Origin of the sequence: Hafnia alvei (assembly GCF_034424155.1) — a bacterium.
GTDB classification, from domain to species: Bacteria; Pseudomonadota; Gammaproteobacteria; order Enterobacterales; family Enterobacteriaceae; genus Hafnia; species Hafnia alvei.
The window spans coordinates 3,284,327-3,301,542 of sequence record NZ_CP139992.1 but is presented as its reverse complement, the minus strand read 5'-3'; the positions used below and the strand labels follow the sequence as shown (position 1 = coordinate 3,301,542).

Below are 17,216 nucleotides of genomic sequence, written 5' to 3'. Positions count from 1 at the left end.
AGGGCGTGGTATATTTACCTCGTGACGACTGGGGAAATATGGGTGAGGGAATACGGGATGATGTGCATGTGTGAAGTGATATGTCGCTAACGGATCATCCGTTTTTCACCGAGTTATTAAGCGGGCTGGTTTTGAATCCTCAGCAGCTTAAACACACTTATTTTGCTCAGCGTTCGCATGATAACCAAGGCCATGCGTCAGGAAATGGCCTTGGTGTTAAATTCCCGCGCCTTGAGATTGTTTTACGTGGCAGCTATACGGCAGAAAAGCCTGTGGGTACGAGCATCTCGTTGGCTCACGGCGATGCGCTGTATATTCCTGCATTTGTGAGCAGTCAGCCGACGTGGGACAAGGATGTGTTATTACTCAGCGTGCTGTTTGCGCCGTCGTACATTGGGTTTCATTTCTTTGATAAACGCGCTGCGACGGCGGGTTTTCATCGTTTAAAAACGCTGGAAATAACCCAACAAAATGCCGAAGAGATCGAGCATATTTTACAGGCGCTAAACGCGTTGGCGGCAAGAACGGCAGATCCCGATATTGGGCGTTATTTAGTGCTGAGTTTGCTGCATGTTTGCCGCCATCAACTGGCCTTACCGCTGGCAAATAAAATGCAGCGTGGGGCTTTTTTATATAAAAGCATCTGTATCTACGTTCAGGATAATTTTTCCAATGCGCTAACCCGCGAAAATACCGCCGCTATGTTCAATATCAGCGCTAATCATCTGTCTCGTATTTTTCAGCAAGAGGGAAGTATGAGCTTTATTGATTATCTGCATTGGGTGCGGTTGGGTAAAGCCAAGATGATCTTGCAAAAATACCATTTGAACGTGAATGAAGTTGCCCAGCGCTGTGGTTATAGCGACGCGAGCTATTTTTGCCGCTTGTTTAAGCGGCAGTTTGAGGTAACGCCCTCGGAATACCGAGAGCGTTTCTTATCGAGTTAAAAGGTTAATTCGCTTTGTAGCAATGAGAGAATGGCCTCAGCATCCGGCGCTGAACGCATCGCTTCACGAAACTCTTTCTTCACCAATTTACGCGCGAGCTGGGAAAAGACTTTGACGTGGCTAACGCTGTCTTGTGCGCCGAGGGTCAACATAATAACGAAATCGACTTCCCCCATTTCGGATTGCCAATCAATAACCTTTTCGAGCCGAGCAATGCTGATACTGGAGTGCTTAATATGAGTCGATTTGGTGTGCGGGATCGCAAAGCCAAAGCCGACACCGGTGGTGACAATATCCTCACGCTGCCAGACATCCTCTTCTAGCTCGGTAGGGTGATCGGTACGATCTTGAATAGCTAAGTTGCCGCACAGATATTGAATCACCTGCTCTTTATTCGTTAGGTGAGCGGGAACGATAATATTCTCTAGCGCCAGCAACGGTTTCTGTTCAGCGGGAATCGCCTGCGTATCCAGTAACGCTTCAATATCGTTAGCCGATTTACACTCACAGGCGCGATTGGCCAGCGTAACGCACTCTTCGGCAGTCAGTTTTCTCGCCAATTCTTTAATGGCCGGAATGCGAGCGCCGCTCATGCTCAGCTCGTCTAAACCTAGACCAATGAGCAGAGGCAAATAGCGAGGCTCGCCTCCGAGTTCACCGCACAGCCCCACCCAGCGTTCACGTCGATGCGCAACGTCGATAATCTGGCGCAGCATACGCAGAAACGAAGGGGTAATCGGATTATAAAGGTGCGCAACGCGCTGGTTATTGCGATCGACAGCATACAGATATTGCGTCATATCGTTGGAACCGATGCTAAAGAAATCCACCTCATCGCAGAAGTGGTCGATGATAAAGCACACCGAGGGCACTTCAACCATAATGCCGAGCTCTAGGGTTTCGGCATATCGTAAACCTTCTGCTTTCAGCGAACGCTGCGCCGAGGCAATTTGCTGCTTCACCCACAGAATTTCATCGAGCGTGTGTACCATTGGGATCATTAAACGCGCATACCCCGTGGTTGCGGCACGAAGTATGGCGCGTAGCTGAAGGGTAAATAGCTCGGTAAACTCGGGATAAATGCGCACCGCGCGATAGCCAAGAAACGGATTTTCTTCTTGAGGGATATTCAGATAGCTGATTTTTTTGTCGCCGCCGATATCCATGGTGCGAAAAATCACGGGATGGTTGCCAGCATTCATCAGCACCTGCTGATAGGCTTCAAACTGTTCTTGTTCATCGGGCGCTTTGTCGCGATCCATAAACAGCATTTCGGTGCGAAATAGGCCAATGCCTTCCGCGCCTTGGCTAAACGCGGCGGGGGCTTCTTGCGCGGTACCGATGTTGGCACCTATTTCAATGCAGCGCCCATCCTGCGTGACCGCGGGAAGATCTGCCATATTCAGCTGACGCGCACGGTTTTGTTGTTCCAGCCCTAGTGCTACGGAGAAATAGCCACTGACGTCTTCGTTGGGTGCAATAACCAGAATACCGGTCTGCGCATCGATAAAGACGGTTTTATCATCCAAGTGCTGTAAGGCCGAGAGTTCGATCCCCGAAAGCACGGGGATACCTAATGAGCGCGCTAAAATGAGCGTATGCGAGGTGCGTCCGGTTTGCGTTAACACCATCCCTGCCAGAAGCTGTTTGTCTAAGCTTAAAAATTGACTCGGCGTGATATCTTCGGCGGCAATAATCGTCGGTTTATGCAAAACCAGAGGAGCGCCCAAATTAACGTTGGGATAGGCAACTTGCAGCAGCTGCGCGGTAATATCTCTGATGTCTTGCACGCGCTCGCGCAGATATTCGCTTGCTGACATGGCTAATTTGCCACACACCTCTTCCATGCTTTCAATGGCTGCGGTCGCCAGACTGCACTTTCTCTGGTTCAGATGACGCAAAATATTTTGGCTAAATTCTTTGTCCTGAATCAGCGAGAGATGGGCATTAATAATAGTTTTGCTTTGCCCTTTTAGGCTGGTCAGCTGGTGGTTAAGCCGTTCGGCAAGCGCAATCAGGCTATGTTCAAGCAGGAGTGGGTCCTGCACGTTGGCCGGTTGTGATTTATAGATGTCGATATTAGCGTGGCGGTAGATCAACAGCGCGCCATGTCCGATGCCGCTGGATAGCCCACAGCCGTGGATCAGACTAGGCTGAAAGCGAGAAAGCGATCGTGGAATAGGGCGCGTGGTGGCTACGGGCAGCGGTTCAATTTCACTGTCGCTGTCGGCAAGGCTCTGTTTAATGTAGGTGTCTAATGCGCGGTAGGCTTTTTCCTCATCGTGCCCGTGGATTTCGAGTAGGCAAGCGTCGTTGAACAATGTCCCTGTGCTAATAAGCGCGAGGGAACTTTTCGCGTCGGCGCGGTGATTGGAGCGCTGGTTAATAAAGATAATCTCACTGTCAAACAGACCGCACTGGCCTTTAAGTTCATAGGCGGGGCGGGCATGTAGGCCGTTTGGCAGAGGGCAGAGAAATTCTATCTTTAGCATGGCATGAATCCTTTTCTAAACTCGCGCTACTGCGAAAAGTCCGTTAGATGATGGAGTGTGTCGGCATTCAGTTGCTGGATGACGGCAACGAGAAGCTGCTTGGTCTGTTCGATATCCCGCAAATCCGCAATTGATGCGGCGCAATGGCCGTGCCGCGTTGGCGCGCCCAGTACCGCAGTTGGAATACCGTTTCCGCAAAGGTGTACGCTGCCGCCATCGGTACCGCCGTTGCTGAACATATCGGTCTGCAATGGAATGGAATGTTGTTGCGCGGTGTCTTGAATAAAGTTCAGCAGGCGAGGGGAGGGAATGAGCGTTTTGTCATACATCACCAGCATCGGCCCTTGCCCAATCTGCCGATGATTAGCGGCTCCGTAATCAAAGTTTTTTGACCAACATGCGGTATCGAGGATTAAGGCCAAATCAGGTTGAATCATGTGTGCTGCGGTTTTACCCCCGCGCATCCCCACCTCTTCGCTGGAAGAGGCAACTAGCCAAATTTCGGCATCTAATTCAACGCTGCGCAGGGCGTACATTAATTCAATCAGCAAGAAACAGCCGAGTCTGTCATCAAAGGCTTTTCCCATGATGCGCGATTCCGGAGAGAGAACTTTAAAGTCGCTGGCGTAGGTAACGCGATCGCCAATGCGAACTCCGCACTGATTCACTTCTTCCGCCGAGGTGGCACCAATATCTACGCACAAATTACGCGCTTCAGCGCCGTGCAGCTCAGCGTCCAGCAACCCGTGGATTTTCTTGCCGTGCTGCGTGGTAATGCGCACAGGCTGCATGAAACGGGCTAACATGCGCACGTTACCAATGGGGATAACCTCAACGGCACCTTCGCGAGTGATGCTACGCACCATAAAACCTACTTCATCCATATGGGCGCAAATCATAATCTTAGGCCCTGAGGACTGGTTGAGCTGAATCAGCGTTGAGCCTAGCCCATCAAAAGAAATCTCTTTGCCGCAGAGGTTTGCGTGCTGTAGAAGAATATCGCGAACCTCCTGTTCGGAAGAGGCGATGGCATCGGCCTCGCAGAGGGCCCGCAAGAGATCGATATTCATTGGATATCCTCGCCGGTGGTCAGCAATTGTTTGGGCATTTGGTATAAAACTTCGCAGCCGTTTTCGGTGACCAATACCACGTCTTCAATGCGCACGCCGCCCAGTTCGGGCAGGTAAATGCCTGGCTCCACGGTCAGCAGCATACCAGCCTGTAGCACGGTGGTGTCTGTCGGGGAAAAACGCGGGTTTTCATGCACATCAATACCAATGGCATGGCCGGTATTGTGGCCAAATAAATCGCCATAGCCTGCGGCTGAAATGATAGAACGCGCCACGCTGTCGATATCACAACAGCGTACGCCCGGCCGAATAGCGGCGATGGCAGCGAGTTGAGCCTGCAACACCACCTGATAAATGGCATAAAGCGGGTGCTCTTGTGGCGAGTTATCGCCGTTACCCTCAACTAAAAAAGTGCGGGTCATGTCTGAACAATACCCCTGATATTGAGCACCGAAATCGAGCGTAATGAACTCTCCGGCCTCAACGGCTTTCTGTGAGGCTTTGGCATGAGGCATGGCTCCGCGTACTCCGCTGGCAACGATGGTATCGAATGACGTCTTCTCCGCACCTTCGTTTTTCATGAACCACTCAAGCTCGTTGGCGATCTGATGTTCCGTCATGCCGGGGCGAATATATTGGCGAATGTGCGCACAGGCGCAGTCGGCAATTAAACATGCCGATTTGATGGTATCGATCTCGGATGGCGTTTTTATTTGGCGCAGTTCATCGAGACAAATGGGGCTCATCTCAGCGTTAATTTTTTCGATGAGAGACAGACTTTGGCTGTAGCTCAGATGCTCGGCTTCAAACCCAACGCAAGCGAGTTTTTCCTGTGCAATGATTTGATTGATGATGGCCGAAGCAGGGAGCTGTGTGTCTGTCATGTGCAACTGATAGCTATCTGCCTTTGCGGATAGCTCATGATAATAACGAGAGTCGACCAAAATATGCTGGCTGGTGCGGGTGATAAAGAGGTGTCCCGAGGCGCTAAGTAATCCTGTATGGCCAAATTTATTCTGCTTGGCGTTAATAATAACGGCGTCTAAGTTGCGCTTGGCTAGCCATATTTGACAGGCGGTGAGCGCTGAAGAGGGCGATTTATACATGAGACACTCGCTTAAATATCATGATAAGACCGGCGGGTCATACTTGCTGCCACCGTTTGTGGCGGAGGCAGCACCGTTATCAGTTAAGACATCACCTCAATGTGCAATTTGCCTTTTTTGAACAGGATATTGCGAATAAATACGGTAATCAGTGCAGTCACGACGGCACCTAACGCAATGCCAAACATATAAGCCCCTAAATTGGTGACTAAAGGCCACGCCCATATCGCTGATTCAGGGAACCATTGCACGGCGCCTAATGCGACGGCGGTGGTTGAGCCGACGATAGCGCCCGTCATGTAGGCCGGAATAGAGGCTAGCGGGCTTTCGAGCAGGAATGGAATGGCACCTTCACTAATCCCCATAAAGGCGAGGAACATCGCTGTTTTTCCCTGAGGATACAGTTGGCTGCTAAATAAGCGGCGGCCAGTGAGGCGATGGTCAATGAGCGTTGCCAACCCTAAACCGATAGGAGGGATCACAATCGCAATAGCGCGTGCGGTGATAGGCAGAACGTGATCGCTGGTGAAGCTAAAAGCGATAAAACCTGCCGCTTTATTAATTGGCCCGCCGAGGTCAATAGCGGTGGTGGCGGAAATCCCCACGGCATACATCAGCACGCCTTTATCTCCCGCCGCCTGTAACATGACGCGAATACCGGCATTCACCCAACCGCCAAACGGCGTAATAACGTAATACATGGCCAGCATGACAAAAACGGCCGACAGAATAGGTAATAAGAAGGTGGTTTTAAATGCCAGCAAATAAGCAGGTAATTGGATTTTGGCATTCATCCATTTCACTAAATAACCGGCGGCAATGGCGATGATGAGTGCGCCAATAAACGTTGAAGGAACCGGTGAGTTGGTGACCCACTGTAGCTTGCTTAAATCCCATGTTAATTCAGGGGTTGGCTGAGTTGCGATTAATCCGCCAATAAACCCCGCAGGGAACGCCAGCTTTCCTCCGATCGAGTTGGCGACAAATGCGGCAAACATTGGGATGGCGAAGCTAAATAGAATTCCACCAAACGACTGCGACAAATAAGCAAACTTCATCAAGGAGAGATTGAAACCAACGTATTTCCCGGTGTTGATGGCCTCCATAATGCCCATCTCAGGAGGCACTTTCAGCCACGCATAGGCAATAAGCTGTGAGAAGGCCAAGATGACGCCGCCCATGATAAGCGTCGGCACCATGCGTGAAATACCAGACATCACATGCTGTGGTAGATCGCCCCACATACTGGGTTTTGCCGCTGGCATCGCATTGGGATTTTTAGTCAGCGTTGCTTCGCCGCCAGACGAAGGGTTCACTGCGCTCCTTTTCTTAATAGCCATAGGTATATCTCCCTGATGAATTGATTGAAAAACAACCGCGTTTCTTATTGTTCGGATTGAATCATCTCTTCAATTTCACGCAGGATCCCATCCGCATTTTTAATGGCGTCTTGCAGAGTGATTTCATATACGTCGCGGCTTTCAAAGCGTTCGTTATCTTCAGGCGTGATGGCAACCGAATGAATAATGATGTCGGCCTCCGCGATATCCTGTGCGGTTAAGCGATTTTCGATGCCGTCTGCACCCTGAGTCTCAATTTTAATCTGGTCATAACCAGCCGCTTTTGCGGCATCTTCAAGCGCCTGAGCGGCCATAAACGTATGAGCTAACCCCATTGGACATGCACAAACAGCGATAAATTTTTTAGCCATAACGACCTCTGAGTCAGGAAGGGAAACCAATTGCACTACGTTGCTTGCTGCTATACGTAGCGTGAAATCATGAAAGGAGTATGGCGTTTAAAAATGAGGGGATGTTATGGGACAAAGAATGCATTTACTGGATATTTGTAGCACTGATAATGAAGTGTGAGCTCTCTCGCATTACGTTAACGCATTTTTTCAGAGGTGATAACATTGCATCATGCTGCGTCGAGGGCCACTATACGCACGGTTTCTTAATTCTTTTCAATCGGTTTATTGCATGAATCTTAATCGTTTTTGTTATCTGTTCCTCGCACTGGCAGCCATTGGTAGTCTGTTTTCTCTGCATCCCTTTGTGATGTGGTGCCTGTTGCTCAATGCGCTAACGCTGATTATTTATGGCATTGATAAATTAGCCGCCGTGAAATCGTGGCAGCGAGTCCCTGAGATAACATTGTTATTCTTTGGCCTGATCGGCGGCTGGGTAGGCGCAATTTTAGGTCAGCAAATTTTCCGCCATAAGACGCAAAAACAACCGTTTAAAACCTATTTTATTATCACGGTGATCGTGAATTTAGCTGTCACGATCGGGGCGATGTACTGGGTTTATCAGTATGGGATAGGCGTTCAGTGGTAGAAAACTCCTATCCAATGGGGGATAACGATTGGTGTTTTGCTCTAGTAAACGTTATCCCTTTCCTATTCTTTAGTTATGATAAAAATCTTCTTTCATATTTAGCAATGCTAATAAGTTTTTAAACATGGTTTACCTTGGCGTAAAAATATAAAAACTTATGCCAGAACAATGGTGATAGCTTATTTCATTGCATTATCTTTCATTGCATTACCTTTTATAGCATTGTCGGCCGCATTGAACGATAGCGGAATTCTGTTGGCGACATATTAAAATAGCCTTTAAATATCTGACAGAAAGTACTCTGGCTGGGAAATCCCATTTCCTGTGCAACTTCGAAAATTTTTAACTCAGTAGATATAAGCTTTTGTGCAGATGCTTTTAACCGTGTCGTTTTGATGAAGGATGAAACGCTAACGCCGTGGTGTAATTGAAATTCGCGTAAAAAATAAGAACGTGAATATCCCGATATTCTTATCACATCGGCAGCATTAATTCCCTGGTGGATATTTTCATTAATCCAATCTATTACAGCAGGAAAACTTTGGATAACACATTTTTCTCTTTTCATATTCTAATCCCAATTGGCTCAATTTAAGTTGCTCCACCTAAAAGACCTAAAGGATTGTACCAATGCGAAACCGTTAAAATAATCAACTTATTGATAACCATGCGTTTAGAAAAATTGAACGAGCGGGAATGAGATACCGCTCCGACTAACACTCCGAGAGGGGGGCTGTTCATTAGAACTTCACCCTCTCGCAAAAGCGGAGTGGATAAAAAACAAGGATTAGGGAGTGCGTTATTCGCCACTCCCTACCGCATACTGCGCTTCCAAACGACTGATCCCTAGCCCATTGACCTTCTTCACTTTTATCTGTACCGGTATGCGTTCTTTCATGGCTTCAACGTGGCTGATGACGCCAATCATTTTACCGGTTGCGTTGAGCGTATCGAGGGCATCAAGCGCGGTATCAAGGGTTTCTGCGTCCAGCGTGCCAAAACCTTCGTCAAGGAACAGAGAATCAATGCTGGTTTTATGGCTGACCAGATCGGATAGTGCCAGCGCCAGCGCCAAACTCACCAAGAAGCTTTCGCCACCGGATAAGGTGCGCGTATCGCGTACCGCATCGGCTTGCCATGTATCGACCACTTCTAGCTCCAGCGCGTCGCTGGTTTTGCGTTGCAGCAAATAGCGACCATGCAGGCGGGCAAGCTGTTGGTTAGCCAAATAGACCAGATGATCCAATGTTAAACCCTGCGCAAACTTTCTGAATTTATCGCCGCTGCTCGAGCCAATCAGCTGGTTGAGATAGCTCCAGTCTTCATACTCTTGCCTGCTCTGTTCAATACGCGCAAATAGGCTTTGCTGCCCCTGTTTTCGCTCGGCGTCGCTGCGGATCTGTTGCTGAATTTGCCCCTGTTGCACGCTGTTTTCGCGTAGCTGCTCAGCTAGCGTAGCCAGTTGTTGATTGAGATTTTCTAGCGTGGCATTGATATCAAGGTTTTCAGGGCGTTGCGTCATCCACTGGGCGAATTCGCTTTCAGCCTGCTGCAAGAAGGCGTGTGCCTGCGAGAGTCGGTTTTTGCATTGCTCTCGCAGCGCAATCAGCCGTTTGAGTTCATTTTCGTCTAACAGCGCGGCAATCAGCGTGTTTTCATCAGTAAATTGGCTGTTGGCGAGGGCCTGCTCGAATTCAGTTTGCTGCTGACTGAGCCGTTGTTCCAACAACAGGCGCTGTTGCTGAGCGCTTTCGAGCTCACCGCCCAGTTTATCGAGCTGCTGTCGTATCTGGTTTTCAGCCTGTTGCGCTTGCTGAAGTTGGTTTTCAACCTGCTGTTCAGCTTCAATTAATGAACGACGTACCTCGTCTACGCTGCGTCCATCGAGAAGGCTTTGGCGTTCGGCCTGCATCTGTTTCAGGCGGGTTTCAAGCTCAGAACAAAGCTGATGCTGTGTTTGCCACTGTGTTTCCAGTGCGGTACAGGTTTGGCTTAGGCTGTGCTCTTCCGCCATCAGGCGCGTGTTTTCTAGCGCCAGTTTTTGGCTGTGGTTTTGGCGCTGCTGCCAGAGCGTAAACTCGTTGCTGCGCTGTTCCAGCCATTCGGCTTCGTTTCCAGAGACAGGCGCAGTTAACTGCAGTTTATGCAGTTCATCGGTAAGGGCGATGTCACGTTGCTGCTGCTGCGCTAACTGTTTACCGTAGTCCTCGTGCCAATCGTTGAGCTGTTTGCTCTGTGTTTGAGTGCTCAATTCCAACAGGCTGATTTGCTGTAGCGTTTGGTTCGCTTCTTGCTGAATGCTGTTCAGCGCATCTTTCGCCTGCTGCCAGTTCTTGCTCAACATCTCTCGCTGGCGCAGCGTGTTTTGCAGCATTTCTTCTTGCTGATTGATTTCGTTGAGATAGCTTTCTAGCCCCTCACGGTCATCAATCGCTAAGCTCAGTTCGAGCGCCGCTGTGGCCTGAGCCCAGCGCTGCTGATACTGCATGACTTCAGCTTCAACGGCTTGGATTTCTTGCTGTTGCTGATTTTGGGTTTGCAGCATCAGCTTGTGGCGCTCCCCCAGCTCGCTGCCTTCGCGACTGAGGTTTTCAACTTCAATGCGTAGCGCATCGCGGCGCTGCTCGGTGTCTGAAAGCGCCGGTGTTTGGTAGGTTTTAACCGCCGGATGCTCCCGCGATCCGCAGAGCGGGCAGGGATCGCCAGCCACTAAACGCGCGCGCTCTTGCTCTAGCCCGATCACTCGACGTTGTAGGTCGATCTGCTTTTCCAGATCGTTCAGATGCTGACGTTTCTCTTTATAGGCTAAGCGTTTGGCGGCTAAAAGCTGTTCCAGCGCGAGCAGTTCCTGCGTGCGTTGCGTAATTTGCGCGTGCAGTTGTTTCTGTCGCAGTGAGGATTTTTCGAACAGTGGACTGATTTGTATCAAAATTTGGCGTGCAGGTTGCCCGCGGTGCAATTTTTCACGCTGTGCTTCTAACTGCGCTGAACTGTGTTTCTGCTCCAACTGCTGATGCTGTAATTCCGTTTCGGCGCAGATTTTTTGCTGTTGAGCTAAACGCTGATTGAGCAGGGCGCCTGCCTGTTGCAGAACCGTGAGTTTTTCGGTTTCGGTGGCGATGTTTTTTTCTGCATCGGCAATGCGTTTACGCAGTTCGTTTAAGCTTTGGCAGTGTTCGGCAGATTGCTCGAACTGGCTTTTCCAACGGCCTAAGTGATTATTCCATTCCGCGTGTTGAGCCGTGTCTGCCAACTGTTGCTGAAGCTGGCTGATTTCCTGCTGCTGAGCGTGCAACTTTTCTCGGTTTTGCTTCAGCGCAGTTTCTTGTTTCTGCTTCTCTTCACTGATTTGCGTGAGTTTTTGCTGCTGAGCTAACAGGTCTTCGCGGATCTGCGTCAGCCGCGAATCAAGTGGCACCACGTGTTGGTTGATCAGCGTTTCCGTGGCGGTACGTTGCTGCTGGTGTTGCTGTTTGGCATGCAGCGCTTGTGATGACGCAGTTTGCAGTAACGCTAGCTGCGAAGTCAGCTGTTGGCGCTGCTGCTCACGCTGTTGCTGGCTTTGAGTTGTTGATGCTAAATCAGCGCGTGTCTGGCGTAACGTGAATAATAGAGGACGCAGTTTTTCAGCTGGTTCACTGCGTTCAAGGCGTAAAACTTCTGGCTGGGCGGTTTGCCATTGTTGCGATGCCACGGTAACGCGCTGAGTGCACTGTTCTCGGTTTTGGCTGAGCTCTTGGCTTTTTTGCAGCCACTGGAGATCGGTCATCAGCGTTTGACGCAAAGACGTTTGCTGCTGCTCTTCACGTTGTAATTCAGACAAACGCTCGGAAAGCTGGTTAAGCGCTTCTTCGCTGAGCAGCTCTACGCCTGCGGCGCGTTCATGCAGGGTATCAAGATCGATTTTTGCCTGTTTGAAACGCTGGAATATTTGCTCGGATAGCTGACCATAAATTTCGGTGCCGGTGAGTTCTTCCAGTAATTCAGCCCGCTCGGCCGGATCGGCGTTGAGGAAGGCGGCGAACTGGCCCTGTGACAGCATCATCGACTTGGTGAAACGGCCAAAATCTAAACCGGTAATATCGGCAATTTTATGCAGCTTGGTTTGGATTTTATCGGTGATGATTTCACCATCGGCAATATGTGCAAGCTCTACCTTTGGTGTTTGTAAATTGCCATCTGGCTTGTTATTGGCGCGGCGCTGGCTCCAGAAGGCGCGATAGCCGACGCCTTTCACTTCAAATTCAACTTCGGCCAACGATTCGGCGGTGCCGCGTGTCATCAGCTCATTTTGCGTTGGCGACACTTTCAAGCGCGGCGTTTGGTGATACAGCGCCAAACAGAGTGCGTCGAGCAGCGTCGTTTTCCCTGCGCCGGTTGGGCCGGTGATGGCAAATAAGCCGTTATTGGCAAAGTCTTCACGGGTGAAATCGATCTTCCATTCGCCCTTGAGCGAGTTGATATTTTTTAACCGTAGGCTGAGGATTTTCATGCGCCATTCTCCTCGCGAGTGTCGTCTTGCTGTTGCGCTAACACCAGTTCATCCAACACCTGATGGAATTGATTTCGAATGCGTGATTGCTGTGCGAGTAGCGCGTCATCGTCGGTTTCTTCCTGTGCCAAACGGCGTTCAAACACGTCGCTAACGCTCAGCTCGCTCAGCGTTTCTTTGTCTTGGCGCGTGAGGGCGCTTAAGCGTTGTTCTTTACTACGGCGCAGTAAAATCACCTCAACAGGAAGGCTTTCTGCCTGCTGCTGGATCCGACGTTGCAGATCGTTTAAATAGGCGCTGCTGCTGATTTCAATATCTAGCCAGACCGGTTTTTCGCTCTCACTATGATCCGCCTTGATGGGGTTAAAGGCGGCGAGCTGTTGCTCGATTTGCTCAATGCTGCCTTTGATGAGCTGCATTGGCTGAAATAGGGGAACCGGCAAGAGCGTCACTTTTTCCAGTGCAGCCCCTGAGAAATCCACTAAGCAGATACTTTTCTCACTGCCCAGTTCGTCAAAGCTAAGAGGGATCGGCGAGCCACTGTAGCGAATATGCTCGCTGCTGGTCACTCGCTGCGGACGATGGATATGGCCCAGTGCAATGTAATCGGCAGGAGGAAACGCGGAGGCCGGGAACGCATCGAGTGAGCCAATATAGATATCACGCACTGAGTCAGACGTGCTGGCACCGATAGTGGTGAGATGTCCGGTGGCAATAATCGGCAGGTTTCCACCTAAGGCGTCGCGTTCGACAACGGCCAGATCGTACAACGACTGGTAATGTGCCGCGATAGCCTGCTGTAGGGCGTTTTGTTTTTCTGCGGCAGATTGCCCTGCTAGGCTGGTTTGGATATCTCGTGGGCGCAGATAAGGCACCGCGCACAGAATCGCGCCGACGGAACCGTCGCGCTGTTTGAGCTGCAATACCTGATGCTGTAAATCGCCCGCGCTGCTGGCGATAACCTGTGTGTTCAAGCAGGCCAGCAAAGCGCGAGATTCATTCAGCGTGGCGACGGAGTCATGGTTGCCACCTAACACCACTAATTGGCAACCCGTTGACTGTAACTCCACCACGAAGCGGTTATACAGTTCGCGCGCGTAGCTCGGCGGCGAACCGGTATCAAAGACGTCACCCGCCACAATAATGGCATCGACCTGATGCGCCGATGCTTGTTCAATGAGCCAGCGCAGAAAGGCCTGATGTTCAGCGCTACGGCTTTTGGTATAAAAATGCTGACCAAGATGCCAGTCTGAAGTATGGATAAGACGCATGCGAGTCCTGCTGTCCTTGCTGAGCGTAGCGTGAGCCACGACGGAGAATGAAATCGATTATACGCAATCTATGAGGGAGGTGAACCCATGTCCGGCACTGAGGCCATAATCAGTCTGGGTTTACAAAACCATTTATTACAGTGATGCTTGGCATATTGTTTTTTTTCATAAATCTGTCATAAATCTGACGCATAATGGCGCCCGCAACCAAACTTAAGCAGGATTAACAATGGCCAGACGCATATTGGTAGTAGAAGATGAAGCGCCAATTCGTGAAATGGTGTGTTTTGTTTTAGAGCAAAACGGCTACCAACCGGTTGAAGCCGAAGATTATGACAGCGCGGTGAACTCGCTTTCTGAGCCTTATCCTGATTTAGTGCTGCTGGATTGGATGCTGCCGGGCGGTTCTGGGATCCAGTTCATCAAACATATGAAGCGCGAGGCGTTAACGCGTGAAATTCCTGTGATGATGCTGACCGCTCGCGGCGAAGAGGAAGATCGTGTGCGCGGTTTGGAAGTGGGCGCAGATGATTACATCACCAAGCCTTTTTCGCCCAAAGAGCTGGTGGCCAGAATTAAAGCCGTGATGCGCCGTATTTCACCGATGGCGGTGGAAGAGGTGATTGAAGTACAAGGGTTGAGTCTCGATCCGACGTCACATCGCGTGATGGCTAACGAAGCCCCGCTGGATATGGGGCCGACTGAGTTTAAGTTGCTGCATTTTTTCATGACTCACCCCGAGCGCGTTTATAGCCGCGAGCAGTTGCTAAATCATGTCTGGGGCACTAACGTTTATGTAGAAGACCGCACCGTGGATGTTCATATCCGTCGGCTGCGCAAAGCGTTGGAGCTGAGCGGGCATGATAAAATGGTGCAAACCGTACGTGGGACGGGGTATCGTTTTTCGGCGCGTTTCTAACCCGCTATGCATATGCCGTGACGCTTGTTTAAAAGATCGGGATACACGGGTCTAGCACACCGCGGGTCGCTCAGGCGGCTTGCGCCGCTACGACCACATCGGTGTACTCCCCCTAAAATCGAGCTTAAGTAAACGGTATGATTATGCATTGGGACCCTTAGTCGGGCCTCACTGATTTTGGGTATCACTATGTCGACTATTTCTATGCGGTTAAATCCGTTTATGTTGTTAAGAACAAAGAGCCAACATCGTGCTTGAACGCCTATCGTGGAAAAGACTGCTGTTGGAGTTGCTGTTTTGCTGCATTCCGGCGGTGATCCTTGGGCTGCTGATCGGCTATTTGCCGTGGTTCCTGCTGGCTGCGGTGTCTGCGCTTTTAGGCTGGCATTTCTATAACCAGCTGCGCCTTTCGCACTGGCTATGGGTCGATCGTAGTATGACGCCACCCGCGGGGCGAGGAAGCTGGGAGCCGTTGTTCTACGGGCTGTATCAGATGCAGCAGCGTAATCGCCGCCGCCGCCGCGAGCTGGCACTGCTGATTAAACGTTTTCGCAGCGGCGCAGAGTCTTTGCCCGATGCGGTGATTATGACGACCGAAGAAGGCAATATTTTCTGGTGTAACGGCTTGGCGCAACACCTGCTCGGTTTTCGTTGGCCGGAGGATAATGGCCAGCACATTCTTAACCTTCTGCGCTACCCCGAATTCACGCATTATCTGCAATCGCAAGATTTCTCCCGCCCGCTCACGCTGCATCTTAACAATGGCCGTTTCGTTGAATTTCGTGTGATGCCGTATGCCGAAGGCCAACTGCTGATGGTGGCACGCGATGTGACGCAAACGCGGCAGTTAGAGGGCACGCGACGTAACTTCTTTGCCAACGTCAGCCACGAACTGCGCACGCCGCTGACCGTGTTACAGGGCTACCTCGAGATGATGAATGATGACGATATGGCGGCTCCGGTGCGGCAAAAGGCGCTTGCGACCATGCAAGAGCAGACCAAGCGTATGGACAGCTTGGTGAAACAGCTATTAACCCTCTCTAAAATCGAAGCGGCTCCCCCGATTGCCTTGAATGAAATTGTTGATGTGCCGGTGATGTTGCACATGTTGGAGCGTGAGGCGCTGTCGTTGAGCAACGGTCGCCATGAAATTACCTTCCGCATCAACGATAAACTCAAAGTGTTCGGCAACGACGATCAGTTGCGTAGCGCGGTTTCTAATCTGGTATATAACGCGGTGAACCACACGCCGGACGGCACCAAAATTGAAGTCTGCTGGCAGCAAACCACCCAAGGGGCGCAGTTTGAAGTTAGCGACAATGGGCCCGGTATTGCGGCGGAGCATTTGGGGCGTTTAACGGAGCGTTTTTATCGGGTCGATAAAGCGCGCTCACGTCAAACCGGCGGCAGCGGTTTGGGGCTTGCCATAGTCAAACACGCGTTGAATCATCATGAAGCTACGCTCAACATCATGAGTGAAATTGGCTTGGGCACGCGCTTTGTGTTTACACTGCCGCCGCATCTCATCGTGCCACTGGCAGGTGAGAGCATGACGCAAAAAAACAAAGGCCAGAAAGGGCTACCGAGCAAGGAAATCTGATGCAGGGACGTCAAATCAAACAATGGAAGGCGGCGCTGATTGGCGTCGTTTGTGGTTTTATCTCGTTACCCGCGCTGGCCATAGGCCAATCGATGCTGTCGGGGAATTTGTCCAGTGCCGGTTCGGATACGATGGTGAACCTGATGGCGCTATGGGCCAATAACTTTTCGCAGAGTAACCCTAATGTCAACGTGCAACTTCAGGCGGCGGGTTCGTCCAGCGCGCCCACGGCGTTGGCTGCGGGCGCTGCTCAGCTAGGCCCGATGAGCCGCCCGATGAAAGCGGCGGAAATCGCGGCTTTCGAGCAACATTATGGTTATCCTCCGCTAGCGGTGCCCGTGGCTTTAGATGCCTTAGTGGTACTGGTACATCAAGACAATCCGCTGCGTGAAATCAGTTTTAATCAATTAGACAGCATCTATTCCAGCACGCTGCGCTGTGGTGATTCAACGCCGATTACCCAATGGAAAGCGCTGGGTTTGGGCGGAGAGTGGAAGTCGCGAGCGATTTCGCTCTATGGGCGTAATTCAGCGTCGGGCACCTATGGTTATTTCAAACAGCAGGTGTTGTGTAACGGTGATTTCAGCCCACGCGTCAACGAGCTGCCAGGTTCGGCATCGGTCGTGCAGGCGGTAGCGGGTTCTCTTAATAGCATTGGCTATGCCAGCATTGGTTTTCGTGCCAGCGGCGTGCATATGTTAGCGATTAGCCAGTTTGGTGGCCCAGCGATTGAGGCGACGGCGGAAAATATTGTGCAAGGCCGCTACCCATTAGTGCGTCATCTGTATATCTATGTGAACAAAGCGCCGGGGAAACCTTTATCACCGCTAACCGCCGCCTTTATGGACAGCGTGCTGTCGGCTCAGGGCCAAAAACTGGTGTCACAAGACGGTTATATGCCGTTATCGGCGGTAGATATTGCACAGGCGAGGGCGGAGTTGGGGATTTGATTTTCGCCCCTCCCAACCAAAGGAGGGGCA

General features: G+C 50.8%; 13 protein-coding genes. 5 read left to right on the top strand and 8 right to left on the bottom strand.

Features of this window, described 5'->3' with window-relative positions:
* The first annotated feature begins 80 nt into the window (after positions 1-80).
* Positions 81-947, top strand: a complete 867-nt coding sequence (locus U0008_RS15500) for a helix-turn-helix transcriptional regulator (protein WP_043494784.1) — start codon at positions 81-83, stop codon at positions 945-947.
* On the opposite strand, the gene ptsP is transcribed toward U0008_RS15500, so the two are convergent.
* From ptsP to U0008_RS15475, 5 genes are all read right to left on the bottom strand, one after another.
* Positions 944-3,439, bottom strand: coding sequence for a phosphoenolpyruvate--protein phosphotransferase (gene ptsP, locus U0008_RS15495; protein ID WP_043494782.1), 2,496 nt, complete (start codon positions 3,437-3,439; stop codon positions 944-946). The two genes, U0008_RS15500 and ptsP, sit on opposite strands and share 4 nt — an antisense overlap.
* Positions 3,440-3,465: 26 nt before the next feature.
* The gene (ypdE, locus tag U0008_RS15490; protein WP_043494778.1) at positions 3,466-4,509 is read right to left on the bottom strand and encodes an aminopeptidase; all 1,044 of its coding nucleotides are present in this window, start codon (positions 4,507-4,509) and stop codon (positions 3,466-3,468) included.
* Positions 4,506-5,615: an aminopeptidase gene (gene ypdF, locus U0008_RS15485; protein WP_043494776.1), complete on the bottom strand. Its 1,110-nt coding sequence runs from the start codon at positions 5,613-5,615 to the stop codon at positions 4,506-4,508. Before ypdF ends, ypdE begins: the two co-directional genes overlap by 4 nt.
* An 83-nt stretch (positions 5,616-5,698) precedes the next feature.
* A complete protein-coding gene (locus U0008_RS15480; RefSeq protein WP_025799791.1) occupies positions 5,699-6,955 on the bottom strand; it encodes a PTS fructose transporter subunit IIC in 1,257 nt (418 codons plus the stop codon).
* 44 nt (positions 6,956-6,999) lie between these two features.
* Entirely contained in the window at positions 7,000-7,326 is a 327-nt protein-coding gene (locus U0008_RS15475) for a PTS fructose transporter subunit IIB (RefSeq protein WP_040044722.1), read from the bottom strand.
* A gap of 271 nt (positions 7,327-7,597) precedes the next feature.
* Here U0008_RS15475 and U0008_RS15470 point away from each other — a divergent pair, with 271 nt between their 5' ends.
* Positions 7,598-7,954, top strand: a complete 357-nt coding sequence (locus tag U0008_RS15470; protein WP_043494770.1) for a DUF1294 domain-containing protein — start codon at positions 7,598-7,600, stop codon at positions 7,952-7,954.
* Between the two features lie 214 nt (positions 7,955-8,168).
* On the opposite strand, the gene U0008_RS15465 is transcribed toward U0008_RS15470, so the two are convergent.
* From U0008_RS15465 to sbcD, 3 genes are all read right to left on the bottom strand, one after another.
* Positions 8,169-8,522: a helix-turn-helix transcriptional regulator gene (locus U0008_RS15465; RefSeq protein WP_043494768.1), complete on the bottom strand. Its 354-nt coding sequence runs from the start codon at positions 8,520-8,522 to the stop codon at positions 8,169-8,171.
* Between the two features lie 231 nt (positions 8,523-8,753).
* On the bottom strand, positions 8,754-12,446 hold the full coding sequence (locus tag U0008_RS15460; RefSeq protein WP_043494766.1) for an AAA family ATPase: 3,693 nt from the start codon (positions 12,444-12,446) through the stop codon (positions 8,754-8,756).
* Positions 12,443-13,717 carry an exonuclease subunit SbcD gene (gene sbcD, locus U0008_RS15455; RefSeq protein WP_043494763.1) on the bottom strand — a complete coding sequence of 425 codons (1,275 nt, stop codon included), beginning with the start codon at positions 13,715-13,717 and terminating at the stop codon, positions 12,443-12,445. The genes U0008_RS15460 and sbcD overlap by 4 nt, the downstream gene beginning before the upstream one ends.
* Before the next feature lie 229 nt (positions 13,718-13,946).
* Between sbcD and phoB the strand changes: the two genes are divergently transcribed.
* The 3 genes from phoB to U0008_RS15440 all read left to right on the top strand — a co-directional run bounded on the left by phoB (position 13,947) and on the right by U0008_RS15440 (position 17,186).
* Positions 13,947-14,636: a phosphate response regulator transcription factor PhoB gene (phoB, locus tag U0008_RS15450; protein ID WP_004091956.1), complete on the top strand. Its 690-nt coding sequence runs from the start codon at positions 13,947-13,949 to the stop codon at positions 14,634-14,636.
* A gap of 250 nt (positions 14,637-14,886) precedes the next feature.
* A complete protein-coding gene (phoR, locus tag U0008_RS15445) occupies positions 14,887-16,236 on the top strand; it encodes a phosphate regulon sensor histidine kinase PhoR (protein WP_025799781.1) in 1,350 nt (449 codons plus the stop codon).
* Positions 16,236-17,186 carry a PstS family phosphate ABC transporter substrate-binding protein gene (locus U0008_RS15440; protein WP_043494761.1) on the top strand — a complete coding sequence of 317 codons (951 nt, stop codon included), beginning with the start codon at positions 16,236-16,238 and terminating at the stop codon, positions 17,184-17,186. Before phoR ends, U0008_RS15440 begins: the two co-directional genes overlap by 1 nt.
* Positions 17,187-17,216 lie beyond the last annotated feature (30 nt).